The organism is Rhodococcus sp. UNC23MFCrub1.1, from assembly GCF_000686025.1.
Lineage (GTDB): Bacteria > Actinomycetota > Actinomycetes > Mycobacteriales > Mycobacteriaceae > Rhodococcoides.
Genome location: NZ_JMLQ01000004.1, coordinates 362,931 through 388,342 on the forward strand (window position 1 = coordinate 362,931; position 25,412 = coordinate 388,342).

General features: G+C 64.5%; 21 protein-coding genes, 1 tRNA gene and 1 pseudogene. 12 read left to right on the forward strand and 11 right to left on the reverse strand.

What is annotated here, in order from left to right:
* The first annotated feature begins 27 nt into the window (after positions 1 to 27).
* Both BR07_RS0112670 and BR07_RS24430 read left to right on the forward strand, forming a co-directional pair.
* Positions 28 to 99 (forward strand) — tRNA-Val (locus BR07_RS0112670).
* 1,080 nt (positions 100 to 1,179) lie between these two features.
* Entirely contained in the window at positions 1,180 to 2,055 is an 876-nt protein-coding gene (locus tag BR07_RS24430; RefSeq protein ID WP_051613358.1) for a hypothetical protein, read from the forward strand.
* A 1,282-nt stretch (positions 2,056 to 3,337) separates the two neighbouring features.
* On the opposite strand, the gene BR07_RS0112685 is transcribed toward BR07_RS24430, so the two are convergent.
* The 3 genes from BR07_RS0112685 to BR07_RS0112690 form a co-directional block, all read right to left on the reverse strand.
* Positions 3,338 to 3,559, reverse strand: a complete 222-nt coding sequence (locus BR07_RS0112685) for a hypothetical protein (protein WP_027505763.1) — start codon at positions 3,557 to 3,559, stop codon at positions 3,338 to 3,340.
* Between the two features lie 1,040 nt (positions 3,560 to 4,599).
* Positions 4,600 to 5,535 carry a hypothetical protein gene (locus tag BR07_RS27000; protein WP_155957022.1) on the reverse strand — a complete coding sequence of 312 codons (936 nt, stop codon included), beginning with the start codon at positions 5,533 to 5,535 and terminating at the stop codon, positions 4,600 to 4,602.
* A 56-nt stretch (positions 5,536 to 5,591) separates the two neighbouring features.
* Positions 5,592 to 6,320: a hypothetical protein gene (locus BR07_RS0112690; protein ID WP_155957023.1), complete on the reverse strand. Its 729-nt coding sequence runs from the start codon at positions 6,318 to 6,320 to the stop codon at positions 5,592 to 5,594.
* Between the two features lie 154 nt (positions 6,321 to 6,474).
* On the opposite strand from BR07_RS0112690, the pseudogene BR07_RS27615 reads away from it, so the two are divergent.
* From BR07_RS27615 to BR07_RS26275, 3 genes and pseudogenes are all read left to right on the forward strand, one after another.
* Positions 6,475 to 6,735: pseudogene (locus BR07_RS27615) on the forward strand (transposase); the annotation flags it as partial.
* Between the two features lie 785 nt (positions 6,736 to 7,520).
* Entirely contained in the window at positions 7,521 to 8,708 is a 1,188-nt protein-coding gene (locus BR07_RS0112695) for a hypothetical protein (protein WP_027505765.1), read from the forward strand.
* A 39-nt stretch (positions 8,709 to 8,747) separates the two neighbouring features.
* Positions 8,748 to 9,263: a restriction endonuclease gene (locus tag BR07_RS26275; protein WP_051613359.1), complete on the forward strand. Its 516-nt coding sequence runs from the start codon at positions 8,748 to 8,750 to the stop codon at positions 9,261 to 9,263.
* 819 nt (positions 9,264 to 10,082) lie between these two features.
* On the opposite strand, the gene BR07_RS0112710 is transcribed toward BR07_RS26275, so the two are convergent.
* Both BR07_RS0112710 and BR07_RS0112715 read right to left on the reverse strand, forming a co-directional pair.
* On the reverse strand, positions 10,083 to 11,240 hold the full coding sequence (locus BR07_RS0112710) for an iron-containing alcohol dehydrogenase (protein WP_027505766.1): 1,158 nt from the start codon (positions 11,238 to 11,240) through the stop codon (positions 10,083 to 10,085).
* 106 nt (positions 11,241 to 11,346) lie between these two features.
* Complete coding sequence (locus BR07_RS0112715; protein WP_197027789.1) at positions 11,347 to 12,837, reverse strand: CoA-acylating methylmalonate-semialdehyde dehydrogenase; 1,491 nt, start codon at positions 12,835 to 12,837, stop codon at positions 11,347 to 11,349.
* A 120-nt stretch (positions 12,838 to 12,957) separates the two neighbouring features.
* On the opposite strand from BR07_RS0112715, the gene BR07_RS0112720 reads away from it, so the two are divergent.
* Complete coding sequence (locus BR07_RS0112720) at positions 12,958 to 13,863, forward strand: LysR family transcriptional regulator (RefSeq protein ID WP_027505768.1); 906 nt, start codon at positions 12,958 to 12,960, stop codon at positions 13,861 to 13,863.
* Here the strand turns inward: BR07_RS0112720 and BR07_RS0112725 are convergent.
* The gene (locus tag BR07_RS0112725) at positions 13,857 to 15,326 is read right to left on the reverse strand and encodes an MFS transporter (protein WP_027505769.1); all 1,470 of its coding nucleotides are present in this window, start codon (positions 15,324 to 15,326) and stop codon (positions 13,857 to 13,859) included. The genes BR07_RS0112720 and BR07_RS0112725 overlap by 7 nt on opposite strands.
* Before the next feature lie 189 nt (positions 15,327 to 15,515).
* Here BR07_RS0112725 and BR07_RS0112730 point away from each other — a divergent pair, with 189 nt between their 5' ends.
* The gene (locus BR07_RS0112730; RefSeq protein WP_027505770.1) at positions 15,516 to 16,895 is read left to right on the forward strand and encodes an amidase; all 1,380 of its coding nucleotides are present in this window, start codon (positions 15,516 to 15,518) and stop codon (positions 16,893 to 16,895) included.
* 182 nt (positions 16,896 to 17,077) lie between these two features.
* Here the strand turns inward: BR07_RS0112730 and BR07_RS0112735 are convergent, their stop codons facing one another.
* Together BR07_RS0112735 and BR07_RS0112740 are read right to left on the reverse strand one after the other, a co-directional pair.
* A complete protein-coding gene (locus BR07_RS0112735; RefSeq protein ID WP_027505771.1) occupies positions 17,078 to 17,485 on the reverse strand; it encodes a PaaI family thioesterase in 408 nt (135 codons plus the stop codon).
* 43 nt (positions 17,486 to 17,528) lie between these two features.
* Positions 17,529 to 18,224, reverse strand: coding sequence for an acetoacetate decarboxylase family protein (locus BR07_RS0112740; protein WP_037185852.1), 696 nt, complete (start codon positions 18,222 to 18,224; stop codon positions 17,529 to 17,531).
* Positions 18,225 to 18,294: 70 nt separating this feature from the next.
* On the opposite strand from BR07_RS0112740, the gene BR07_RS0112745 reads away from it, so the two are divergent.
* Positions 18,295 to 19,269 carry a cobalamin biosynthesis protein gene (locus BR07_RS0112745; RefSeq protein WP_027505773.1) on the forward strand — a complete coding sequence of 325 codons (975 nt, stop codon included), beginning with the start codon at positions 18,295 to 18,297 and terminating at the stop codon, positions 19,267 to 19,269.
* On the opposite strand, the gene BR07_RS0112750 is transcribed toward BR07_RS0112745, so the two are convergent.
* From BR07_RS0112750 to BR07_RS0112760, 3 genes are read right to left on the reverse strand one after another with little or no spacing between them, the layout of a single operon-like run.
* Positions 19,198 to 20,112: an SURF1 family cytochrome oxidase biogenesis protein gene (locus tag BR07_RS0112750; protein WP_027505774.1), complete on the reverse strand. Its 915-nt coding sequence runs from the start codon at positions 20,110 to 20,112 to the stop codon at positions 19,198 to 19,200. The two genes, BR07_RS0112745 and BR07_RS0112750, sit on opposite strands and share 72 nt — an antisense overlap.
* A 37-nt stretch (positions 20,113 to 20,149) precedes the next feature.
* On the reverse strand, positions 20,150 to 20,608 hold the full coding sequence (locus BR07_RS0112755; RefSeq protein ID WP_027505775.1) for a low molecular weight protein-tyrosine-phosphatase: 459 nt from the start codon (positions 20,606 to 20,608) through the stop codon (positions 20,150 to 20,152).
* On the reverse strand, positions 20,605 to 21,294 hold the full coding sequence (locus BR07_RS0112760; protein WP_027505776.1) for an HAD-IA family hydrolase: 690 nt from the start codon (positions 21,292 to 21,294) through the stop codon (positions 20,605 to 20,607). The genes BR07_RS0112755 and BR07_RS0112760 overlap by 4 nt, the downstream gene beginning before the upstream one ends.
* 35 nt (positions 21,295 to 21,329) lie before the next feature.
* Between BR07_RS0112760 and cobC the strand changes: the two genes are divergently transcribed.
* Genes cobC through BR07_RS0112780 form a run of 4 tightly spaced genes read left to right on the forward strand, consistent with a single transcriptional unit; the run spans position 21,330 to position 25,411 of the window.
* Positions 21,330 to 22,391 (forward strand): Rv2231c family pyridoxal phosphate-dependent protein CobC, encoded by a 1,062-nt coding sequence (cobC, locus tag BR07_RS0112765; RefSeq protein WP_027505777.1) that lies wholly within the window; start codon positions 21,330 to 21,332, stop codon positions 22,389 to 22,391.
* Entirely contained in the window at positions 22,391 to 23,551 is a 1,161-nt protein-coding gene (locus tag BR07_RS0112770) for a Nif3-like dinuclear metal center hexameric protein (protein ID WP_027505778.1), read from the forward strand. The genes cobC and BR07_RS0112770 overlap by 1 nt, the downstream gene beginning before the upstream one ends.
* Before the next feature lie 13 nt (positions 23,552 to 23,564).
* A complete protein-coding gene (locus tag BR07_RS0112775; RefSeq protein WP_027505779.1) occupies positions 23,565 to 24,302 on the forward strand; it encodes a zinc ribbon domain-containing protein in 738 nt (245 codons plus the stop codon).
* Positions 24,299 to 25,411: a bifunctional RNase H/acid phosphatase gene (locus tag BR07_RS0112780; RefSeq protein ID WP_027505780.1), complete on the forward strand. Its 1,113-nt coding sequence runs from the start codon at positions 24,299 to 24,301 to the stop codon at positions 25,409 to 25,411. Before BR07_RS0112775 ends, BR07_RS0112780 begins: the two co-directional genes overlap by 4 nt.
* Position 25,412: the final 1 nt, after the last annotated feature.

Below are 25,412 nucleotides of genomic sequence, written 5' to 3' on the forward strand. Positions count from 1 at the left end.
GTTCCCCGGCTCGGTCGGGGAACGACGGGGCGTATAGCTCAGCGGTAGAGCTCTGGTTTTACACACCAGCGGTCGGGGGTTCGAACCCCTCTGCGCCCACGCTGGTCAAAGGGGTTATGGCCCCGATCTGGCCTCACAGACACCGGATTCTCATCACGTTTTGTCACAAGCGCTCCGTAACTCGCCGCCGCCACCACCAATGCGTACGGCTGGTTGTGCCAGTACCGAGCCATCGTGAATGCTGCCGTCGCGTGTCATTACCAGGTAGAAACCGTCGGAATGGATACGCCATCGAGGATCATCAGCGTGGCGCACGTATGCCGTTCGTCGAGCAGGTTGATGACTGGCACGCCAGCTCGTCCGCACGCGGCCTTCCATCGATCCCTCAGTTAGTCGGGTTACACAGGCACTCCCAGCTCGTTAACGAACAAGTATCCGCTGTCATGGAATTTGTCACCGGCCCGTGACATCTTCTGGCGCTGCACAGCACGAGCGTGAATGAGCGACGTGTATACCGGGTCGGGGATCGGGAGATCTTGCTTCGATCGATCCGTCTTCGGCTCACCCGTTTCGACCTCGCCGTCGACGATGGTGCGCGCGTCCGAACGATGCGGATGGTGTGAGCTTCCATGTCGATGTGCTCCCATCCGAGGCCGGAGGTTCAGCATTCCACTCAAGCGGTCCCTCGAGCGTCTCGACCCAGATACTCGCCCAACCCTCAACTGGTCCGGAGTCTTCTGTAGTACTCGCAAACAAGGCGACTGCCTCGATGAGCGAACGTGCTCTGTCATCTGGTGCCTGGTTCATCGCCACGCCCAGGTCATCGAACAGCTCCGCGATAACAGCGCCGGTCGTGACGAAGGAGTGCAGTGCTCGTGCGGCTGGGGAGTCCCACTGTGCTGCGATCGCTCGTGCAGTCCCTGCGTCAACCGTCGTCTCATTGTAGTTGGCTCGCTCCACCTGGAAGGAGATGCTGTCGTTGTCTGACCAGCGGTCAGGTGGTTATGTTGTCATTCACTCATATCACTTCATTTCATTAGCTTTGCGCACTGCCAGAGAAACCTACGATGGTCAAAACGAGAACGGGAGGTTTTGTTGTTTCACAGTCACACTCAGCCGTGGGGGACAGGCAACGCACAAGCCTGGATCGACGAAAAGTACGGACCGGGCTATGAACCGGTGCCTTACGGGACCACTTTCGCGAGCTTTGACTACGGCGAGTTCGCGATCATGCACCGAATAGTTGCGCGTCGGCTCGACCCGTATACGGGGAAGTACACGTTGAAGTCCCTGCCGCTGCATGATGCTGTGCTGCCGGAAGACCTCCTCTTCCCAATCCCCCTGCGGGAAGAAGCAAGTAACCTTGACGCCTTCAGCTATCACTGGCAGCAGTTGACTTACGCGTTCAAGCTCCCAAGCCCCGCAGGCTTCCCGAAGCTGGCGTTGTCTGATGAAGAGCGTGAACTCTTAGAGCAGTACGTCACTTACTGCCGTCGTCTCGCAAAGTACTCTGTTTTCAATGACAAGCTGGGCTCACTTTCCATGACAACCCAAAACGAAGAGACGTCTGTATCCGCCGTCTTGCCTAGTGAAGAAGCGTTCACGGCAGCCTCTGCGACTTTCAGGCTGATCAACAACGAAAGTGACGAGGCTTCGTTTGACAAAGCGTTCAAGATCCTGAACAAAAAACTGCAGAATGAGACCAGCTCACGTGCGAAGCGGGGTCAGGTTGTACTTGACGGTTGGAAAATAGCCCGTAAAGAGATAAGCAAGCAGATGTTGGAAACTTATATATCTAGGAAGTTGGTGGCTCACAAAGAAGTCGACGAACGTCGACCCTTAACGTTCGCGAACGTAAACCCGAGCAATCTGATCCTGGATTTCAACTACGGGGACACACTTCACTGGGGCAAGAGAAGAGATGCGCTTGCCGAGCTGACGGCGGACGGTCAGATGGAACAGTTCTACAAGCACTGTGTCCTCAGCTCGATGCTGAGTCTGGGTCACTTGTACTTCGGTTTCACGGTTGCGGTGGAGTCCGCTCTAGGCGTCTAAAGGTAACCAGCGGATTCACCCCGGCACGACGGGAGGTCGGATGCCGGGGTGGACACGCTGAACTAGTACCAGCGCACGTGTGTATGAACCAGAACGCGCCGGCCGCAGCGAGGGCGATGGTCACGCCACAGATGAAGAGGTAGAACATCATGTCAGCGAGGAAGTCGACGATGATCAGTCGCTTCTTTCGCCGGGGTACGGACATCATGATTCGACCTCGAATGTCTCAATAAGCTCGACGTCGTAACCAGCGGGCTTGCAGCGCTAAATTGGCTACTCGGGTGACCACCATTCCTAGTGCTGCTAGACGAGCCTAATTCGTGTGAACCATCTTTCCTATGCCAGGTGCAGTCGTTTTCTCGGTACCATACCGAGTCTTTGACAGCCACGGACTGATTTCATAGTTCAAACGCCAATACTTTTGATCTTCCATAATTTCTCCTTTATAGTGTTACTAACTATGCCACGTCGTCACTATCACCTTGATGAAGTCCTGGCCTACGCTGAGGCCGGCAAGACTGCGTGTGAGATCGTGGAGTTTCTCGGGTTGCCTGTGGGGAGCGAGCGCCGCAGAAGGCGATCAACAGATCTCGGCCCTCTGCCTAAACGCCCACCGGCCCGTGCAGACAAGATCCGTGGCCGCGTCATTGCGTGGATGGTCGCCAACGGGCTAAACGACAAGGTCTGCAGTGTGTTGCCTGAAGATGTCGCTCTTCCCGATGCACATCCGTGAACTGAAGCAGGACGACGACTTAGGATCGTTGATCTTCGTCTGTCGCTCTTGCAAGCGGCCTGGTGATGTCTAGGTACGATGCCCGCATGCTAGGTCAAGCGATCATGTGGTTCGTGGCTCCGATTCTGGGGTTCCTCTACATCTGGAACGTCGTCGGACTCGTGATCATGCGTAGGGATCGCTCGTGGCCGGTCAAGCTTGCGAAGCGCAACTGGCGTGGTCCGCTGATCCTGGTTGTGACACTAGGGGTCGCCGCGGCATCAGTCTCACGAGGCATCCAGCTTTTCATCGCATTCTCATCCAGCTGATTCCGTCTCAGGACTCGATTGCGCCCTTCTTCGATGGTCGTTTATTTAACCGGCCACCGACCGCTCCTGCGACAAGCGCTCGCTGTCGTTCCAGTCATACCGTCCGGCCCTACCTTCGTAAATGCGAACTTGCCTGTCTTCCCAGCTCGACCTCCAAGAGCGCCGATGCGTTTATAGAAGTCTGGGCCGTGCTTGGCTTTGTTTTTCTCAGCGGCCTTAGCTCCGCCGGCGGCAGTGCCGCTCACGACTTGAACCTCCGAGTTACACGGTCAACAAACGTTGGGTTGTCCGTGCGCTGGCGAGCCTTAGCTGCTGCGCGTTCCTCAGCCTTCTGTTGCTCCGACACGCACTCCTTAAGCTCGGCGTTCTCCCGTCGCACGTCAGCGGTCTCGCGGTGCAGGAACTCAAGTGCTTCGTTGTACCTCGCGATGTACTTGTCGAACCTCTGCTTCTGCCCGGCCACGATACTAATGACGCCATCTAGCGGGTTGGGCGTTTGGTCTGTCCTACGCCCTGCTGCTTCCGTACATCCTTCGTCACAGTGACGTTGTGACTCGTAGGTCGCTGCGCTGGGTGCATTGCTCGTTCTGCCGACTCCTGCCGCTTCTGATACAGCCGTCTGCTCTCAAACCTGTCCCAGCTACCGGCCCGTCGGATGTTGCCGACAGTTGATACAGACACGCCCACGCGCTCTGCAATTGACTCGACGCTTCCGTTCCGCTTTTCGAGGTGTCTCTGCACCTCGTCGAACCGCTGTCTAATTATTGGTCTCCTCGCCATAAGTCTTTCTGGTGCTGAGCACCGCTTTTGTTTACTACCCGCACGCATCTTCTTCTTCCATGACGATGAGCGTTTCTGCCCCCATCTTCTGATCCTTCACCTCGGATGAGTCACTGGGAACGAACATCAGGCTGTCTCCACTGGGGGAGCGATACCTTCGTCTACCCACTCAGGGGGAGGTTGTAGGTCCGGACTTTGATGTCCTCGACCGCCTCTACGACTGCGGTGGTCTCTTCGTCCGTGCAGTTCTTGAGGAGCGGCTTAGCTGTTGCAAAATTCAACCCCGTGACGTGAGCGACCAGGCCGCGGCGACCCTGATCAGTGATCGGTAGGGGGTATGGGGGAATTTGAATCAGCCGCTTCAGATGCGACTGCTGTGTTTGTGTTAGTTAATAGCTAACCTAGACACCCTTAGTTTAACAAATTTGATAACTTATGCAAACACCCTGCAAAGAATCAATAGGTGGTTTGATCAAAACCGCACCGCGCACTACTAGCCCCTCCCCATTGTGGACGCAAAATGAAGTGAACATGCGCAAGAGTACATGTATGTGACGTTGCGTCCAGGCGCTGATACATCGCCCCCTGTTACGTCAACCTGGCTAATGCGACGCATATACAGATCGGGAGACTTTCACCTAGTACTCGGAGATGGAACGGTCATAGAAAGTGTTTGTATTGGATTCGTATTCACGTGTTCCGTATAGCTGCGGAAGGGGGGCGCTATGTCTCGCTACCACCTTCTCTCGTTGCTATACCTTCGTCCTTCTTCTCATCGGTTCCTTGGTTTCTGATTGTTGGGTAAATCTTCTGGGCTGTATCTAGAGCTTCTTGCACGGACTGAGTCATTATCCCGGCAGCGCGCAAGAACGATATGCCTGCAACTGTGAATAGGATGGAGAGTACAGGTGCAGCGACACCGAGATTCGATGCAAAAACGATGACCGTCACAAGTCCCCCGAAGAAGAGAACTGATAGCGTGGCGTAAAAGATGCGCCTTAGTAGGGTAACCTTCGCTTCTACTGAAATATATTCGGCCTCCGGGAGGGTCACCCAAGCTCCTGCGTTGAATTTAACAACTGCGATAGCGATTTGATTGTGAAGCTCCCGTTTTTCTGCCGGCGTGTGCATTGACATGATCTCGACTTGCAGATTGAGCAAACCTTGCACACGTGTTGCGATCGCGCTGTTGAGTGCGGGATGCTCAACATCAGCCATGTTGGGTATTGATTCAACAGCCTTAGCAACTCTACGAATTTCGCGGTTTATGTCTCTTCGAAGCTTGACGTTTTCAGCTGAGAAGTCGGTAGCATCAAGTTTATTGAACATTGCGTGAACGGCTCTGCTACTCAAATGGCCGTTATCTTCGTCTTGACGTCGTCGAACTTTGGTCTGAACGCCGGTGGCGACGCCAGCGATAGTTCCGATAACGACGCTCACGCTTAGTGCTACTAACGGGGGACCGAACGCATCTGCTTCTATCAGGCTCAGCACTAGAAGGGACGAAACTAGCACGACTACTAAGCCTGTCAGCATGCCTGCGATCCGCAGGATCAGCTCGAAGCGTTCCCTCTGCCGTCTTCCCTGTAGTACCTGTTCGATCACCGCACGCATTTGCGGGTCAGCGTCTTGGTACGACTCAAGCGGTTCTTCACTCACCCGAGCATTCAACCAGGTGTTCGATCCTCAGAGGCCGCCTGCACTAGTCCAATCATTCAAACGGATGACTCAAAGTTGTCCTCGTCCAACTGCTTGCGAATGTATCGCAGGTAGACAGGGTTGAGCGCTGCGTTCAAGTAGGTGGTGATGATCCTGACCGACTCGCCAACCTCCTCGTAGCTGTTGTCATAGGAATCCCAGTTCACTAGCTGAGCGAGCCCCACACCAACTATCTCACCGCGCAGTTTGCGCGCCCGCTTCAGTCCAGTCTCGACATTTCCCAGGAGGGTCTCGTCGAAGATGCCCAAGCGTGCGAGTTCGATCGAGTGCTCCGTGGATGAGAAGACGTCCGAGTAGTCCGTAACACCATCGAGGTAGGTGTCGTTGGCTATGTCGCTCTCTGACTCTAGTCTGAACGACCAGGTGAAGTTGTCAGTGAGTCGCCATATCTGGCGCAGTGACGCGGCGATCTCTTTGCCAGCCTCGATCTGCTCGCGTCTCATGACTGCCACACGTTGGGCTTGCAACTGCTCCTTGTGTCGCTTGCGCTCTTCATCCAAGCGCTCCTCCGCCTTGCGTGCATCCTCGACCGCACGTTGGTTGGTCCTCTGAGCCTGCCACAACGCGATAGTCACAGCGGCTAACGTTCCTGCACCTGACACCCAGGCCGCTAGTGGACCGAATTGACCCGAGCCCCAGTGATGAATGAGACCTAGCACGCCGAACACAACGACACCGGTTGCGCTTGCGGTACCGATCGTCCAAGCGATCGTCTTCTTCCACATGGGCATGAGCTTAGTGGACCCCACCGACATCGATTGAAGAACTGTGAATAACCAGTGTCGTCAACAAAAAATAGTATTGACTTTCTAACCCAAATGGCTCATTGAACCGTCCTGGGTCTGGTGGAGACTTTGATCTCACCAGGAGAATGCCGGTATGGCTGCACCGAAGAAGTTCGACGAGGAGACCCGCCACCGCGCGGTGAGGATGTATCAGGAGCGGATTGCCGAGCGCGGTGACACGAAGCTCGCCGCCCGGAAGCATGTGGGTGGATTGTTGGATGTGAATCCGGCGACGCTGCGGAACTGGGTCGAGAAAACCGGCGCCGCTGACGAATCCGACGGAGGATCAGGGGGCGCCGATCGTGATGCGGAGTTTAGAGCTCTCCGTCGCGAGAATGCCGAATTACGCAGAGCCACTTACTACGGACTAGATATTGCTCTTCAACTGGAAGCCGTAGCAGCACCCCAGTGTCACTCAATACGCCGCAACAAGAGTGCAGTTTCGGTAGGCTTTGGCAAAACTCGGACGGAGGTACTGCAAACGTGGGTGACATGCAGGGTGACTACAATGCGATGGCAAAGGCTGATCAGATAATCAGATCGCGTCATGAGAGGCCCAGCGTAAGTCCAGGACTGTACTAGACGACTTTGTTCAGTTTCTATCCTCAAACGGTGTTCCGGGTCGCCCTTCTGCAGCGAGACATCGGAATTATTCCCTGAGAAGACGTTCGCTGGTTTCACTACTAGAAAACGCGAGCGTATTGGCACGCTCACCTTCGTTGGATACGGGTATGTAGTCGACGAGAGCGACATGACTACAAGTAATTATTTCTATGTCCAAGGGTCGGGGATTATCAACGGATTTATTTCGGATCTAGCTCGGTTGAAAACGAGTACTAGTAGTAGTTCCGTAGTCACCGTGGGTGGCTCGAGTCCCATTTCAAGGGACGACACTTTCGCTTACGTCTCTCGGTGGAGAGGTCCATCAGACACCAGCCTTTTTGGCTGGGACTCCGAACCAAGAAGACGCTCGCTTCTGATCCGAGCTCGTCAATACATTGAATTGAAGCGCGCTTACTGAACACCGGTTGGCTGACCAAAACAGTGTAGAAGACAGAGCTTCTCTTGAGTTCTGAAGTTGGCACCTCACGGGAAAACGCCGACCATGGTCGTGTCGGTGCGGGGTGAGAAGATCGCCCCATGATCAAGCAGACGCGAGCGTCCCGGTGGTTGCAGGTTCTTGAAACTGGCCGGGTGCTGATAAGTCAGTCGGCGAACTCTGCTGAGATGTACCGCGCCAACGGTAGGCCGCTGCCGTTGCAAGCGCAGAACATGATGATCGGCGTGAGTACCGACCCCATCAAGATGATGATCGAGTCCAACCCTCCGATAGAGGGAACAGCCTTGGCTGGGCAGCTGAACGGAGTGATCCAGCAGGCGAAGTCACTCACAGCTGGAGCCGGGTTCCACACTGGCTTGACGAGGTTGGTCGAAGCCGTTGACGAAGTGCTGCCGGTTCTACGCTCGACCACAGACGACGAGATTGACTCAGCTACAACCCTGGTGGGGGAGCTCGAACGTGGCTTCATGTTGTCCCTCATTCTTTCCATGTCCGCGCACAACGCGATACTGCAACGTGTCTCGGACTGGGAAGAGGAACACACCAGGTTCGTCCAGGGTCGGTCTCGTAAGGACGTCGGGCACTACTTCTCGATGCACGCGACCAACGCCGAGGAGATCCGGAACCAGTCTGAGCACGCGTTCCCTGTAGAAAGCTCGTTCTACTCTGACACCCCCGGACCCGGGAAGATCCACATGCAGCACATGGTCCATGCGATCAACTCGGGCGCTAACGTCATGGTCTTCGGCGGCGGTGGCATGGGAAGCACTGAGTACTACCCCGAAGCTATGGGCATCGAGTACGCCCAGTGGTTCACCTACATACACGCTCTCTGGGACGAGCAGTTCAGGCCGCGCTTCGCGGCTTTGTACAACCGTGGCAAGGACCCCGAGGACAAGCTGCAGAAGAACGACATCAAGTCAGAGTTCTTCAACGACATACGCAAGATCCGAACGGACTTCGTTCATCATCAGGGGATCGTCGAGGATGCGGCCAACCTGGAGTTCTTCGATTGGAATTTCGAGGCCGGCTCTCGTCTAGAGGTCAGCATGGAACAGATGATCGAGGTCATGGACAAGTTCCCACGTGATCAGCTCCTAGAGGAGCCGAAGCCGCACAAGCAGAAGCGCCGGTCGTTGCGTGGCTCCTTCGACGTCAACCTGCTCGACAAGTACTTGGAGCACATCGAGGGGTCACCGACGCTAGGGATCAACCAGGCGAACGATGAGATGATGCGAGACTGGCTGGTCAAGAAGGGTCTGCTGTAGATGACGACGTGCGCCTCTTAGTGCAGTTGGGAGCAACCAGTGGGAGCTAAGCCGAAGACAATCCAGTCCTACCGCGAGGCTGAGTTGAACGCGGTACGTCAGCTTGTCGAGCTAGGTCGAGCTGATGTCAAAGCGACTCCGATCGGCGCTGACTACGGGATCGATTTCGTCGGCGACAACCTGATCGGTCAGGTGAAGTGGCATGTTGCGAAGATCAGCCGACCAGCTCTACAGCGGCTGTTCGGTTCGCGAGGCGCGCACACACACCTCATGTTGTTCTTCAGCAAGTCGGAGTACACGCTTCAGGCCGTGGCCTATGCGGACAGCGTTGGCATGTGCCTATTCCTGTACGACAAGGTCGGGACGCTCAGGCCAGCAAATCCACTCGCTGCAGAGTTCTTCACCGGACTGAAGAAAGCTAAGAGGGATGAGCGCCGTGCAGCCGACGAACGCAGGGCGGCAAAGCTGGAGAAGCACCGGCAGAAAATGTTAGCGCAGCATCGTGCGGAGGATGAGCATCAGTTGAAGAGTCAGTCAGGTGAGCTTGACACCTAGTCGGCTATTGATTAAATGAAGGCATTAGTTGTGTCTAGATTAGAGACAACTATGACAACGATTTAAGAATAGACTTTCAATGTGCCGCAGGCTGAGCGGTGAGCGGGGGGTTCATGGTCGCCGCGGGGCGCTGCGGTCGGGTCGCAGCGCGATGACGTAGTGCGAACGACCGATAGGCGGCACAGGTCATCGCTGCCACGATGGGCTTCAGGCGGAGGTACCGCTCCATCGCGTGGAGGAAATATATTGAGCAGCAGAAACTTTCGACGTCGACAGGTAGCCACTGTTGCGGTGGTCGCGGCCGGGTTGGCCTTCGTCGCACCGGCAGTCGCCAGTGCGCAACCGTCCACATTCCGTAGCAGCACGGGCAGCAGCCTGATCGACGATCCGATCGGAACCTCGAGCGAGGGGCACGCATCCTCGGCGAGGCCATCGGCGGATTCGGTGGAAGAGACCTCGGTAGTAGCGGCCCCGGCACACCGACGCAGAACTGCAACGAGCAGACAGTGTCGGGCGGCGAGGGCGTGACCGATACCAATCACCAGCTCGGCCGAACGGGTCCGACGTCCTTCGTGCTCGACTACGAGACGGAGAACGTACCGGACAACATCGAGGTGTTCTACCAGGGCGGCAAGGTGTACGAATCCGGGTACATCGGCGACGACCTGAACGAGGGAACCGGGTCCGCAGTCGTCTCGCCTCCGCCGGGTGCCGCCACGACGGTGCTGGTGCGGGTCACCGGGCCGAGCGGTACCTCCTGGGCGTACACCGTCCGCCGCCCGGCGCAACAAACAACCGGGCGCAGCGCCGCGGGCTGCGTCAGAACACCTGCCGGTACAGCTCCTCGATCTGCTGGGCGGTGGGGACGACCGGGTTGTTGTTCGGCGAACCCGAGGCCAACGCCTGCTCGGCCATCAGCGGTACCAGCGATTCCCACTTCTCGGCGTCGATGCCGTGCGAGCTGGGGGACGGTACTTCGACCGTCGCGCAGAGCTTCTCGATGTAGCTGACCAGTGCTGCCGAGGCCACGTCGTCGCTGTCGCCTTCATGCGCGGCACCGAGTTGACGCCCGCACTCGGCGTACCGCTCGGGGGCGCCGGGGATGGAGAAGGCGGTGATTGCGGGGAGCAGCATCGCATTCGACAAGCCGTGTGCGACATGGAAATGCCCGCCGATGGGCCGGCTCATGCCGTGCACCAGGCACACACTGGCGTTGGAGAACGCCATGCCGGCCTGGGTGGATGCGGCCATCATTGCGGCGCGGGCCTCCGCGTCGTTCCCGTCGGTGTACGCGCGAACGAGGAACTTCCCGATGGTGCGCATCGCGTTCAGGGCCAGGGCGTCGGAAATCGGGTTGGCCTTCTTGCTGACGTACGCCTCGATCGCGTGGGTCAACGCGTCGACACCGGTGTCCGCGGTGAGGCGAGGGGGCATCGACATCGTCAATTCGGGGTCGACGACGGAGGCGATGGGAAGGAACGACAGGCCGGGACACAGCATCTTCTCGTCCGACTCGCTGTCGGTGATGACCGTGAATTGCGTTGCCTCGGAGCCACTTCCGGCGGTGGTCGGGATGGCAATGATGGGCAGCGCAGGTCCGGTGTACGGGCCGGGCGCCTTGTAGTCGCGCATGATGCCGCCACCCTTGCTGAGCACCGACAGTGCCTTCGCGGTGTCCATGGGGCTGCCGCCGCCGAAGCCGATGACGGCGTCCGCGTCGTGCGCTGCGACCGCGGCGACGCCGGCGGTGAGGGAGTCGGTGGTGGGGTCGGGAACCGTCTCGGCGAACAGCGCACCGGTCTTGCCGGCAGCCGCGATGATGCTCATGACGCGGTCCGCTGCGCCCGTGCTGACCATGAACTTGTCGGTCACGAGAAGGGGGCGCTCGACGCCGAGGTCGGTGAGCACCTGCCCGAGGTCCTCGACGGCACCGGGTCCCATGCGCAGGAATCGGGGAAAGGAAATGGATGTCGACATCGTCGTCGTGCTCCTTCTCGTGGTCGGTCGTGCGTGATGCGGAAATGCCGATGCCGCACCGACCCCCATGCTGCGGGACGTCGGTGCGGCTCGGATGGATAGGTGGTCAGTCGTTCTCGGGGAACCCGAGGTTGATGCCGCCGTGGCTCGGGTCGAGCCAGCGGGAGGTGACGGCCTTGGCGCGGGTGAAGAAGTGCACGCCCTCGGTGCCGTGGGCGTGGGTGTCGCCGAAGAGGCTGTTCTTCCAGCCACCGAAGCTGTAGTAGGCCATGGGAACCGGGATCGGCACGTTGATGCCGATCATGCCGACCTCGACCTCGTTCTGGAAGCGTCGGGCGGCGCCACCGTCGTTGGTGAAGATGGCGGTGCCGTTGCCGTAGGGGTTGTCGTTGATGAGCTGCAGCGCCTCGTCGTAGGTGTCGACGCGGACGACGGAGAGGACGGGTCCGAAGATCTCGTCGGTGTAGATGCTCATCTCGGGGGTGACGTGGTCGATGAGGGTCGGTCCGAGCCAGAAGCCCTCGTCCCCGCCGTCGGCCTTCACGGTGCGGCCGTCGACGACGATGGTGGCGCCGGATTCCTCGCCCGCGTCGACGTAGGAGGCGACCTTGTCGCGGTGCGCCTTGGTCACCAGCGGGCCCATGTCTGCGCCGCGGGTGCCGTCGCCGGTCTTGAGCGGGGTGGTGCGCTCGCCGATCTTGGCGACCAGCTCGTCAGCGATGTCGCCGACCGCGACGAGGGCGGAGATGGCCATGCAGCGCTCACCGGCGGAGCCGAAGCCGGCGTTGACCATGGCGTCGGCAGCGAGGTCGAGGTCGGCATCGGGGAGCACGATGGCGTGGTTCTTGGCGCCGCCGAGGGCCTGGACGCGCTTGCCGTGCGAGGTGCCCGTGGCGTAGACGTACTGCGCGATGGGGGTGGAGCCGACGAAGCTGATGGACTTGATGTTGCGGTTCTCGAGCAGCTCGTCGACGGCCGTCTTGTCGCCCTGGAGGACGTTGAAGACGCCGTCGGGCAGGCCCGCTTCCTTCCACAGTTCGGCGATCCAGATGCTCGCCGTCGGGTCCTTCTCGGACGGCTTGAGCACGACGGTGTTGCCGGCGGCGATGGCGATGGGGAAGAACCACATCGGCACCATGGCCGGGAAGTTGAACGGGCTGATGATGCCGACGGGTCCGAGCGGCTGGCGCAGGGAGAAGACGTCGACTCCGGTCGAGGCGTTCTCGGTGAAGCCGCCCTTGAGCAGATGCGGGATACCGCAGGCGAATTCGACGACTTCCTGGCCGCGGCTGATCTCGCCGAGCGCGTCGGAGAGGACCTTGCCGTGCTCGGCGGTGATGATCTCGGCGAGTTCGCCCTTCTTCGCGTTGAGCAGCTCGCGGAAGTTGAAGAGGATCGCGGTGCGCTTGGACAGCGAGGTGTCGCGCCAGGCGGGGAAGGCGGCGGTGGCCGAGTCGATGACGACGCGGGCATCCTCGACGGTGGCGAGAGCGAGCTCGCCGGTGACCTGACCGGTGGCCGGGTTGGTGACCGGGGAGGTCTTGTCGGAGGTGCCGGCGAACGGCTTGCCGTCCACCCAGTGCGTGATCGTGTTCACGGAGATTCCTTCGGTCGAGTGCTGGCCTGTGACCTGAGTCTCCCTAGCAGAATTGCGTCTGTCAAAGGCCAAAGGCGCACTCTCGCGTGCAGATCTGCACGTCGTGGGTACGCTCACGGCATGTTCTCCGCCGATCACCTCCGCTTCTTCCTGGAGGTCTCGCGCCACGGGCGCCTCAACGACGCCTCGCGAGTGCTGGGTGTCGACCACACGACGGTGGGCCGCCGCATCACCAGTCTGGAGAAGGCGGCGGGCCATCGACTCTTCGATCGCACGCCGTCGGGCTGGCGGCTGACGGAGGCGGGTCGGCGCCTCGTGGGCTACGCGGAGACGGTGGAGTCGACGCTGATCGCGGCGTTCGAGGACCAGACGACGTCCGTGGGCTCGCTGACCGGCTCCGTGCGGATCGCCGCCCCGGACGGTTTCGGTGCCTTCGTGCTCACGCCGCAGCTGACGCGGCTGCGCCGGGACCACCCCCGACTCGACGTCGAGCTGGTCACCGCCACGGAGCACGACGCGCTGAGCACCCGCGGCTTCGACGTCGCCGTGAGCCTGGAGCGGCCGTCGCCGCGATTCATGTCATCGCGGAAGCTGGCGTCGTACGAGCTCAAGCTGTACGCGTCACCGTCGTACCTCCGCGCCGCGCCCACACTGGAGAGCCTCGACGACCTGCGTCGGCACGTCCTGATCTGGTACGTCGACGCGCTGTTGGACGTGGTGCCGCTGCGCATCCTCGACGCCATGCATCTCGACGGTCGACCGCAGTTCCAGACCAACAACATCACCGGGCACTGGCTCGCGGCCCGCCACGGGCTCGGGATCGCACCGTTGCCCAACTACATCGGCGAGCCGGACGACCAGCTGGTCTGCGTGTTGCCCGACGAGTTCGCCGTGCGCCGCGACTACTGGACCGCGATGCCTCGCGATCTCACGCGACTGGCGCGGGTGAAGGCCGTCGACGAACTACTGCGATCGATCGTCGCCGACGACGTGCACCTTCTGGCACCGGATGCGGACGATCAGTGAGCCCGTCGCGGTAGTGCGAAGACCAGGACGAACGCGAGCACGGCGAATCCGGCGCTGACTCCCATGGCGTGCGCCGCGCTGTCGGTGAACGCCGTCGCGACGGCGTCCTCACCGGGGCCCATGACGTTCAGCGAGCCGAAGAGGACGCTGCCGATGATGGCGATGCCGATCGCGCTGCCGACCCGCTGCATCGTCGAGATGACACCGCTGGCGGCGCCCGCGTCGGGCCGATCGACCGTCGCGACGATGAACTGCGCATTGGGAGCGATGAAGGCGCCGTTGCCCAGGCCTGCGATGAACAGGGGCAGCAGCAGCTTCCAGTTGGTCAGGGCCGACGCATCGGTGAACAGCAGGACCAACCAGGCCCACACGAGTCCCAGGGTGACGAGGGCCGTGCCGAGCACCAGGACATTGCGGCCGAGACGTTCGGCCAGCCTGTTGGACTGCGACGACGAGATGATGCTGCCGATCGCGAACGGGATCGACACCACGCCCGAGGCGAGGGCCGAGTTGCCGAGACCGGTCTGCCACAGGATCGAGATGGTGAAGAAGATCGACGTGAAGGCAGCGAAGTAGACGAGGGCGAGAATGACCCCGCCGGTGAACGCGGGCCGGGTGAACAGTCGCGGCGGGACAAGAGGGGTGCGGCCGGCACGCGAGTAGCGCACCTCCCACGCGCCGAACAGCCCGATGAGCACGATGCCGGCGCCGAGTGTCACATACGTCCAGGTCGGCCATCCGGTGTCCTGGCCCTCGATGAGGGGGACCAGGATCGCGACGAGACCTGCCGTGACGAGTGCGAGACCCACCCAGTCGATACCGCGCGCGGGGGCGTCGGGGGAGTCGATCTCGGAGCGGGTCGGCAAGATCTTCGCGGCCAGGATCAAGCCGATGAGTCCGAACGGCAGGTTGACCCAGAAGACCAACCGCCACCCGCTCTCGCTGCCGGCGGCCTCGATGATCAGACCGCCGATGATGGGGCCCAGTGCGGACGAGACGCCGATGACGGCGCCCATGATGGCGAAGGCCTTGCCCCGCATCTGCGGCGGGAACAGCAACTGGATGTAGGCGGTGACGGCGGGGACGAAGATGCCGCCCGCGAGTCCCTGCACGATGCGCGCCGCGACGAGCTGCAGATCGTTCTGCGCGAGTCCACACGCGAGGCTGGCCACCGTGAAGAGGGCGAGTCCGGTGAAGAACACCCACTTGTGGCCGATGCGGTCGCCCACCCGACCCGCCGGGATCAGTGCCAGGCCGAACGCGAGCGCGTATCCGGAGATGATCCAGGACAGGGTGGCCTCGGACGCGTCGAGGCTCGTGCGGATGGTGGGGAGCGCGACGTTGACGATGGTCGTGTCGAGCAGGGCGATGAACATGCCCATGAGCAGGACGATCAACGACTGCCAGGCGCGTCGGGAGACCGCGGGGGCCGCGTTGTCGGCCGAGGTGGAAGTGGTGGACACCCGAGAAACCTTTCGCACAGGACAGGAACTGACGACCGTATTCGGTGAAGACGTGAGTCTCGGACCGGTCGCGGCCGCATTCTCTAGAGTTGCGTGCACCACGGACCGCGGCGCACGGGGTGCAGCGTTCCCCGCGGGACGCGCACGCAATCACCGCGGCGCCGGTGACGGAAGCGAGGGGGATCTTCGATGACACATGCGTTCACGGACGATGCGTTGGGGCGCGACGATGCGGTGGGGCTCGCGCTGCGAGTGCGCAGGCGCGAGGTCTCCGCCGCGGAACTGGCGTCGGCGGCACTGTCGCGCATCGAGAAGATGGCCGAGTTGGACGCGCTGGTGGGGCCACCACTGACGACTCCCGTCGTCGGCGACCAGGCGGGGCCGTTCGCGGGTGTGCCGACGCTGATCAAGGACAACAGCGACGTCCGAGGGCTGCCGACGGGCCAGGGCTCCGAGATCATCCGTGCTCGTCCCGCGGACCGGCACGGTCCCGTGGCCCGCGAGATGCTCTCGATGGGGTTCGGTGTCATGGCCAAGACGACGCTGCCGGAGTTCGGACTCAGCGCGTCGACCGAGTTCCCGACCCGGCCGCCCACCCGGAACCCCTGGAACACCGAGTACTCGACGGGCGCGTCCTCGGGCGGATCCGCGGCGCTGGTGGCGGCGGGGGCGGTTCCCCTCGCACACGGCAACGACGGCGGCGGCTCGATCCGGATCCCAGCGGCCTGCACGGGGCTCGTGGGCCTCAAGCCGTCGCGCGGCAGGTTCGTGCTGCCGGCGCTGGAGAAGCTGCTGCCCGTCGCGATCGTCTCCGAGGGCGTGCTGACGCGCAGTGTCCGTGACACCGCCGCGTTCTGGGCCGCGGCCGATCACGCGAGTGCACGACGCCTGCGACCGATCGGCACCGTGACGGGCCCGTCGGCGCGGCGACTGCGGGTCGGTGTGATCCGGCAGTCGCCCGCGGGCGGCCCCACCGACGTCGAGACGCTCGCCGCGCTGGACGACGCCGCCGCGCTCCTCGAGCGCCTCGGTCACACGGTGGACGAGATGACCACCGTGCCGATCGACCCACGCTTTCCCGAGGACTTCGTCGAGTACTGGTCGTTCCTCGCCTACGTTCTGCAGAAGACGACGCCGCGTCTCGAGGGCCGCACGGAACGCGACTTCGACACGCTCACCGTGGGACTCGCGGACCGCTTCCGTCGTACGCGGTACCGATTGCCGTCGGTGGTGCGTCGACTACGCAGGGCCGGTGCCGACTACGCCTCGATGTTCGCGAGCGTCGACCTGGTGCTGTCCCCGGTGCTCGGGCACACCACGCCGCGGCTGGGGCATCTGTCGCCGCACGTGCCGTTCGACGAGTACCTCGAGAGGCTCACGTCCTACGCCGCGTTCACTCCGCTGCACAACGTGGCGGGCGCGCCGGCGATGTCGCTGCCGCTGGGGCGCTCGAGCGCCGGACTGCCGGTGGGGGTCATGTTCTCCGGTGTGCAGGGCGACGAGCGAACGCTGCTCGAGGTGGCCTTCGAGATCGAAGGCGCGGCACCGTGGCGTTCCCTCGCCGACTGACACGAGAACGTCGCCCGTTCTCCGTGTTGCGACCCCCGACGGGCCGGCGGGTGCCTAGTGTTCTGGGACAGGGGGCGACCCGAGCCCGCTGACAGGCACGAACGTCGGAGGAACACATGTCCGCAGGGCTCGTCGACATCCTGATCCGCATCAGCTACCTGTTCCGCGGCTGGAGCTTCTAGTCAGGCGTTCGGGTTCGCCACGTTCTGCAGTCGCACCTGACCGCGGGCGATCTCCTTACCTGAGTCGGCGCTGGTGATGATCACCTGCCAGAGCTGCTGTACCCGACCCTGTTGCAGCGGGGTGGCGACCACGTCGACCCGCCCCTCGGTCATCGACCGGAGGAAGTCCGTTCCGTTGTGGACGCCGACCGCGAACTGTCCGCGGTCCGAGACCGCCACGCTCGCACCGATACTCGCGGCCGATTCGACGGCCGAGGCGTAGACGCCGCCGTGCACGACGCCCCACGGGGTGTGATGATCGCCCGTCAGATCGATGTGTCCGCGTACCTCGGTGCCGGTGGCCGTGGTGACCTGCAGCCCGGCTGCGGCGGTGAAGACGGTGTCGGCGAAGTTCTGTAGGTCGGTCATGGGGTCTCCTGTGTAGGCGGACCCACAGTCAACCCCAACGAGCTCAGCGTCGGTCGACGTGTCCACCGAACACGATGGAGGCGTCGGCGAGTGCCACGCTCACGGTCGGCGTGCGTCCGTGCAGGTGACCCAGCGGACCGTCCGATGCGAACGTCCACGTCGTCGACAGCGCGCGGGTGGTCGCGTAGATCGTGTTGCGGGACACGACGGTGCGACCGCCGAGGTGCTGTGCGGTGGTGAGCGGAATGCGCGGCGTGCCCGGTGTGAGTCGGCGCCCGACCCGCGCGTCGAGCGCCGCGACGGGGGCACCGTCGAACGTCATCGACGCGGTGACATGCGGCCCGCTCGTCTCGCTGCGGAATTCGCCCAGATGCTTCGGTATGGACCACAGTTCGCGCCCACCGGTGCGGGACTGCGGACTGTCGACCCAGATGTGCGGGATGGTGGCCATGACGGTGACGCCGCGCCGGACGAGTACCGAGCCGATCAACTCGTCGTAGGACAGGACGCCGCCCGAGGTGTAGCGCACGAAGGCCGCGGAGACGACAGCGTGCCCGCCGACCGTCACCAGCCGGGCATCGGCGTCGGACACGGCGGACACCACGTCCTGCGGGAGCTCGTGGACGGGAACGCGGTAGACCGACACCAGCAGGGTGCCGCCGAGGTACCAGGGCTCCGGCGGATACAGCTCGCCGTCCGCGCCGGTGTGCCAGTCCTGCGTCCGCGCCGACTCCGTCATGCGCACAGGGTATCCGAATACGTGGACGTCCGACTATCTGACCGTGACGCGGCGGATAGGATCGCAGACGATGATCACCGCACCCGCCGTCGGAATCGTGTCCGGATACCTCGCCGACCTGATGCTGGGGGATCCACGACGCCGTCATCCCGTGGCCGCCTTCGGATCTCTCGCCGCCGCCCTCGAGACGCGGACGTACCGGGACGACCGACTCGCCGGAACCGTCCACACCGCACTGCTCGTCGGTGGAGCCATCGGCGCGACGGCCGCGGCGGATCGACTCGTGCGCGATCACCCGGTTCCGCGTGCGACGCTGACGGCCGCCGCGGTCTGGGCGTGTCTCGGCGGAACGACGCTGGCCCGCACGGGTCTCGCGCTGGCCGACGCCCTGGACGCCAACGATCTTCCGGCCGCGCGGGCGATTCTGCCGTCGCTCTGCGGGCGTGATCCCGCTCTGCTGGACGACGCGGGCGCGGCGCGGGCGGCGCTCGAATCGGTGGCCGAGAACACCTCGGACGCGACGACGGGCGTGCTCTTCTGGGCCGCGGTGGCAGGGGCTCCTGGCGCCGTCGGCTACCGCGCCGTCAACACCCTCGACGCGATGATCGGCTACCACTCGCCGCGCTACGAACGGTTCGGATGGTGTGCCGCCCGGCTCGACGACGTGGTCAACCTGATCCCCGCCCGACTCACCGGACTCCTCACGGCAGCATCGGCGCCGACGGTGGGTGGGACGCCGCGGGACGCCCTGGCCGCGTGGCGCGCGAGCGCGTCCGACCATCCGAGCCCGAATGCCGGAGTGACCGAGTCGACCGCCGCGGGCGCCCTCGGAGTACGGCTCGGCGGCGAGACGGCCTACGCGCACGGTGTCGAACAGCGGCCCGTCCTGGGCCGGGGAAGCGTCCCCACGACGAACGATCTGCGGCGTGCGGTGCGCCTGTCGGCCGCGGTGCAGGCGAGCGCCGCGGCGGTGTCAGCGCTTCTTGCCGTAGCGATCGGTCAGCAGCGTCGTCGACTCGGCCGCGGGCGCCGACTTCCTTCGTAGGCCTCGCCGCGGCTTCAGCAGCGCGTCCAGTCCGTCGTCGTACTCGTCGGGAGCGGCGGTGGGCTCGAGATCGTCGCTCGGTTCGAGATCGTCACTCGACTCGGCGTTGCCACGCCGCCGTTCCTTGATCTCGGCGCGCACGAAGTACGCCAGACCCAGCGGAGCCATGATGCCGAACGCCAGCCACTGCAACCCGTAGGACAGGTAAGGCCCGGCGTCGAGCTGCGGCAGCGCGAGAACACCGAGACCGCCGGGCTGCGCGTCGGCGAGCTGCACGTACCCGTCGACCGGATCGGTGCCGGTCAACTCACCGACCTGGGCGGGCGTGATCGTGTAGACCTGCGGGACCCCGGGGCCGGCGACGGCGGGCTTGTCCGGAACCGACGGTTCCGAGACGCGCAGGCGGCCCTCCAGCGTGACGGTGCCGGCCGGCGGGGGATCGAAGGTCGGGACGTCGATACCCGTGGTGGGCAGCACGTAGCCGCGGTTCACCAGGATCGTGGGCCCGGCGTCGGTGACGAACGGGGTGAGGACCTCGAAGGCCGGGGTGTCGTCGACGCTGCGCAGGCGGACCACCACATCGCTGTCGGCGTCGTACGTCCCGGTGACCACGACCCGTCGCCAGTCGTCCTCGGGGGCGACGACCTGCTCGGTCAACAGGTCGGCAGCATCGACCGGTTCCGCGTCGAAGGAGCGGCTGATCTGCTCGTTCCGCGCCGACGTGGTGGTGTTCTTGCCCAGTTGCCAGGGCGCGAGAACGGAGAAGCAGAGGTACGCGAAGAGGATGACGACAGCCGCGAGTGCCAACCACCCGGGACGGAGAAGGAACGACAGTCGGCGCACGACTACACAGCGTAGTCGTCGCGTCGCGACGGGGGTGTCAGTGCTGCGTGAGGGCCTCGAGTAGACCGGGGACGGCCGCCTCGATCTGCTCGCGCACCGTCCGGAAGTCGCCGTCGTCGCCGTAGTACGGATCGGCCACCGAGTCGGAATCGGCGTCCGGGTCGAACGAGCGCAGCAGTGCCAGCCGGTCCGCGGGGACGCCGAGGCGACGGAGGTCGCGCTCGTGAGTTCGATCCAGCGCGACGACGAGGTCCGCACCCAGGATCTCGGCATCGACGGTGCGGGCGCGATGGGCCGACGGGTAGCCGTGCGACTCCAGCTCGGCAGCGGCGCGCGGGTCGGCGGCGTCGCCGACGTGCCAGTCGCCCGTGCCGGCGCTGGTGACGCGCACCCGGTCGTCCATCCCGGCATCCGCGAGGGCCTGCGTCACGATCTTCTCGGCCATCGGCGACCGACAGATGTTGCCCGTGCAGACGAAGGTCACGTGCACCGTCATGCCGCGTCCGTCGTGAGCGAGGAGAGCAGCGTGGTGAGTTCCGCCGCCGATCCGACGGACCACGAGGCCGCGTCGTGCTCGGACTCGAATCCGTATCCCCACCGGACCAGGACGACGGGGATGCCCCAGTGCCCGGCGCCGAACACGTCGTGGTCGCGGTCGCCGACCATCACCACCGACGCGGTACCGCCCTCGGCCGTGGACCGAGCCGGGCGCCCCACCTGCTCGAGTGCGCGCGCGACGACGTCCGCCTTGGACCGGCGGCTGCCGTCGTCGCTGGCGCCCGCGATGAAGCGGAAGTAGTCGGCCAGGCCGAAGTGTTCGAGAATGCGCCGTGCGAATCGTTCGTTCTTCGACGTCGCGACCGCCATCGGGACACCGGCGGCCACGAGCGCGTCCAGCACGTCGACGATGCCCTCGTACACCCGGTTCTCGGACCAGCCGCGGCTGTCGTAGTACTCCGTGTAGGCGGCGCGGGCGCGCTCGACCCTGTCCTCGTCGAGACCGAGGGACCGGAACGTGTCGATCATCGGCGGACCGATGACGTGCGCCCGGACGTCGTCGCCGGGCGGCGGGCTCCCCACCGTCGCGAGCGCGTGATCGAAACCGGCGAGAATGCCGGGTGCGGAATCGGTGAGCGTGCCGTCGAGGTCGAAGAGGACGAGGTCGACGGCTGTGGTGGACATGGGGGTCAGTATATGGAGCGCCTACAGTCACCCGAGTGACAGGCGACGCCCGTATCGATCCGCTGCTTCGCCACCACGGCGACGTGGAGGTCGAGGCGGGCATGCTCGACTTCGCGGTGAACGTTCGTGGGTCCCGGCCCCCCGAGTGGTTGCGGCGCAGACTGATCGAGGCCGTCGACCGACTCGCGGCGTATCCGTCCGAGGCCGAGGACCGGCGGGTTCGCGACCGAGTGGCGTTGCGCCACGGTCGATCTCCGGACGAGGTGCTGTTGCTCGCCGGAGCGGCCGAAGGATTCGCGATGCTGCCCCGGCTGCGCCCGCGCCTCGCCGCGGTCGTCCACCCGTCCTTCACCGAGCCGGAGTTCGCCCTGCGCAGTGCCGACGTCCCGGTGCATCGGGTCGTCCTGCCCGCGCCGTACCGGCTCGTCGACGCCGCCGTTCCGCACGACGCCGACCTGGTGGTGCTGGGCAATCCCACCAACCCGACGTCCATCGGCCATCCCCGCGCGGACGTGCTCGCACTCCGGGCGGAGGGACGCGTGCTCGTCGTGGACGAGGCATTCGCCGACACCGTGCCCGGCGAGCCCGAGTCCCTGGCGTCGCAGTCTCGTCCCGACGTGGTGGTGCTGCGCAGCCTCACCAAGTCGTTCGCCCTCGCGGGGCTGCGGTGCGGGTACGCGCTGGGAGCGCCGGACGTCCTCGCCACACTGAACCGGGGCCGACCCCACTGGCCGCTGGGCACCCTGCAGCTGGCCGCGATCGAGGCGTGCTGCGAACCCGACGCCGTCGCGTCCGTGGACGCCGACGCGCTCGTGCTCGCCCGCGAGCGGCAGTACCTCGTCGAACGGCTCCGCGTACTCGGGGTGGAGGTGACGGCACCGGCGACGGCGTCGTTCGTGCTCGTCCGCGCGGAGAACGGCGCAGCGATCCGGGCCGCGTTGCGGGACCGCGGTGTCGCGGTCCGCCGAGGCGACACCTTTCCCGGCCTCGGCCCGGATCACCTGCGGATCGCGGTGCGGGGCGCGGACTCCGTCGACCGACTCGCCGACGCGTGGGGTGACGTGGTGCGCGAGATGGGCACACCTAGGGTCGAGTGATGGCATCGACGGGAACCGCAGCGCCCACCCTGGCCGAGATCATCGACGTGCTCGACGCGGCGTACCCGCCCCGGCTCGCCGAGAGCTGGGACTCGGTCGGTCTGGTGTGCGGCGATCCCGCGAACTCCGTGACCACCGTGATGTTCGCCGTCGACGCCACGGCCGCCGTCGTGGACGAGGCGATCACCGCCGGTGCCGATCTGCTCGTGGTGCACCACCCACTGCTGCTGCGCGGTGTCGACACAGTCGGTGCCCACACGCCCAAGGGCGCGTTGGTGCATCGCCTGATCACGGCGGGGTGCGCTCTGTTCACCGCCCACACCAACGCGGACTCGGCGCAGCCCGGGGTGTCCGACGCGCTGGCGACACTGCTGGGCCTCACCGATCTGCGCCCGCTCGACGAGAAGTCGGACGGGGGCCTCGACAAGTGGGGTGTGTACGTCCCGGTGGCCGACGCCCCCGCTGTGCGGCAGGCCATGTTCGACGCGGGCGGCGGGTCGATCGGCGACTACCGCGAGTGCAGCTGGAGCGTCGTGGGCGACGGCCAGTTCCGTCCCGTCGACGACGCGCGGCCGGCGATCGGCACCGTCGGCACCGTCGAGTCGGTCGAGGAACGGCGCGTCGAGATGGTCGCTCCGCGCTCTGCACGCGCTGCCGTTCTCACCGCGCTGCGCTCGGCGCACCCCTACGAGGAAGTGGCGTTCGACGTCGTCGAGACGGCCGGGTTGCCGACCGACTGCGGGCTGGGCCGGATCGGGACGCTGGCCGAGCCGATGTCGTTGCGCGCCTTCGCCGACCGCGTCGGCAGCCGGCTCCCGTCCACTGCCTGGGGAGTGCGCGCCGCCGGCGACCCGGACGCGACGATCCGGCGGGTGGCCGTGTGCGGTGGATCCGGGGACTCGATGCTCGGCGCCGTCACCGCAGCGGGTGTCGATGCCTACGTGACCTCCGACCTGCGACACCACGTGGCGGACGAACACCTGCGGGCCGGCGGACCCGCGCTGATCGACGTCGCGCACTGGGCGGGGGAGTTCCCGTGGTGCGCCCAGGCGCGCGACCTGCTGGACAGCGCGTTCGGTGATCGCGACGGCTGGACCACCCGGACACTGACGATCAGAACGGATCCGTGGAGCATCGGCGTCCGTCCCCCGCAGGACTAGTACCGTGACACGCGTGAACGTCGACCCGAAGATCCAGCTCTCCCTCCTCGACCTGGCCGCCATGGACACCGAACTGGCCCAGCTCGCACACCGTCGACGCACTCTTCCCGAGCAGGTCGAGCTCGATGCACTCGAACGCGAGCGGATCGACCGCAAGGACGCAGCCGTGGGCGTGCAGATCTCGCTCGACGATCTGGACCGGGACATTCGCAAGCTCGAGGGCGAGGTCGACGCCGTGCGCCGCCGCGAGGAGAAGGACCGCGCTGCGCTGGCCTCCGGCGCGGCTCCCGCGAAGCAGCTCAGCGAACTCCAGCACGAGCTGGGCAGCCTCGAGCGCCGCCGCGGCATCCTCGAGGACGAGTTGCTCGAGGTCATGGAGCAGCGCGAGGCGTCGCAGAGCGACTACGAGCACGCCGGTGCCAATCTGACACAGGTCGAGGACACGATCGTCGACGCCACCCGTCGACGCGACGACGCGCTCGCCGACGTCGAGAACGCCGAGCGCACTCGGTCGGCGCAGCGCGAGGAGCTCGCCGCGCAGCTGCCCGCCGAGGTGTCCGCGATGTACGAGAAGCAGCGTGAGAGGTCGGGCATCGGTGCGGCCCTGCTGCGTGGTCGGCGCTGCGGTGCGTGCCGGATCGAGCTGGATCGCGGCGAGATCGCGCGCATCGCCGGCACCGCGCCCGACGTGGTCGTGCGGTGCTCGGAGTGCAACGCGATCCTGGTGCGCACCAACGAGTCCGGTCTGTGAGTCCCCATCCCGACTCCGTCCTGGTGGAGGCCGACGGGGGATCGCGAGGCAACCCCGGGCCCGCCGGCTACGGAGCCGTCGTGTGGGACGCGGCGCGAGCCACGGTGTTGGCCGAGCGCCGCGAACACCTGGGAGTGGTGACGAACAACGTCGCCGAGTACCGCGGACTGATCGCCGGTCTCGAGGCGGCCCGCGAACTCGGGGCCTCGCGCGTCTCGGTGCGGATGGACTCCAAGCTGGTGGTCGAGCAGATGTCCGGCCGCTGGAAGGTCAAGCACCCGGACATGATTCCGCTGCGCGCGCGAGCAGCCGCTGTCGCGGACACGTTCGACGACGTGCAGTACGCGTGGATTCCGCGTGCCGAGAACTCGCATGCCGACCGGCTGGCCAACCAGGCGATGGACGGTGAGGACGCGCTGCTCACCGGTGCGGCCGAGGTCGCGAGCGCGCCGACGCCGGTGTCGGAACGGCCTGCCTGGCAGTCCGTCTCGGGTGCCGCGACCCGCACGATCCTGCTGCGGCACGGCCAGACCGCCCTGTCGGTGGATCGTCGGTACTCCGGCCGAGGCAACCCGGAGCTCACCGAGCTCGGGCGAGCGCAGGCGGCGGCCGCGGCGCAGCGTGTCGCACTGCTGGGCGGCGTCGACGTCGTCCTGAGCTCACCGCTGGGCCGGGCGTTCGACACCGCGTCGGCCGTCTCCCGCGCGATCGACGTCCCCGTCACCGTCGTCGAGGATCTGACGGAGACGGACTTCGGCGAGTGGGAGGGCCTCACCTTCCTCGAGGCCACCGAGCGCGATCCCGAGCTGCATCGGCGGTGGATGGGCGACACGTCCGTCGCGCCTCCCGGCGGCGAGAGCTTCGATGCCGTCCTCGAACGGGTGCGTCGGGTCCGCGAACACATCGCGACCGAGTACGCGGGGAAGACCGTCGTCGTGGTCTCGCACGTGACGCCCATCAAGACGCTCCTGCAGCTCGGCCTGGACGTCGGCCCGTCGATCCTCTACCGGATGCACCTCGACCTGGCGTCCATCAGCATCGTCGACTGGTTCGACGACGACGCGGCCTCCGTACGCCTGGTGAACGACACGTCATTCCTCTGGACCTGAC

Bases quoted from the DNA above. Each gene is read 5' to 3' on its own strand.
- BR07_RS0112770 (WP_027505778.1), top strand. From the start codon at position 22,391: ATGGCATCGACGGGAACCGCAGCGCCCACCCTGGCCGAGATCATCGAC.
- BR07_RS0112730 (WP_027505770.1), top strand. From the start codon at position 15,516: ATGACACATGCGTTCACGGACGATGCGTTGGGGCGCGACGATGCGGTG.
- BR07_RS0112745 (WP_027505773.1), top strand. From the start codon at position 18,295: ATGATCACCGCACCCGCCGTCGGAATCGTGTCCGGATACCTCGCCGAC.
- BR07_RS0112735 (WP_027505771.1), bottom strand. From the start codon at position 17,485: ATGACCGACCTACAGAACTTCGCCGACACCGTCTTCACCGCCGCAGCC.
- BR07_RS0112695 (WP_027505765.1), top strand. From the start codon at position 7,521: ATGATCAAGCAGACGCGAGCGTCCCGGTGGTTGCAGGTTCTTGAAACT.
- BR07_RS0112740 (WP_037185852.1), bottom strand. From the start codon at position 18,224: ATGACGGAGTCGGCGCGGACGCAGGACTGGCACACCGGCGCGGACGGC.
- BR07_RS0112690 (WP_155957023.1), bottom strand. From the start codon at position 6,320: ATGTGGAAGAAGACGATCGCTTGGACGATCGGTACCGCAAGCGCAACC.
- BR07_RS0112720 (WP_027505768.1), top strand. From the start codon at position 12,958: ATGTTCTCCGCCGATCACCTCCGCTTCTTCCTGGAGGTCTCGCGCCAC.
- BR07_RS0112760 (WP_027505776.1), bottom strand. From the start codon at position 21,294: ATGTCCACCACAGCCGTCGACCTCGTCCTCTTCGACCTCGACGGCACG.
- BR07_RS0112710 (WP_027505766.1), bottom strand. From the start codon at position 11,240: ATGTCGACATCCATTTCCTTTCCCCGATTCCTGCGCATGGGACCCGGT.
- BR07_RS0112755 (WP_027505775.1), bottom strand. From the start codon at position 20,608: ATGACGGTGCACGTGACCTTCGTCTGCACGGGCAACATCTGTCGGTCG.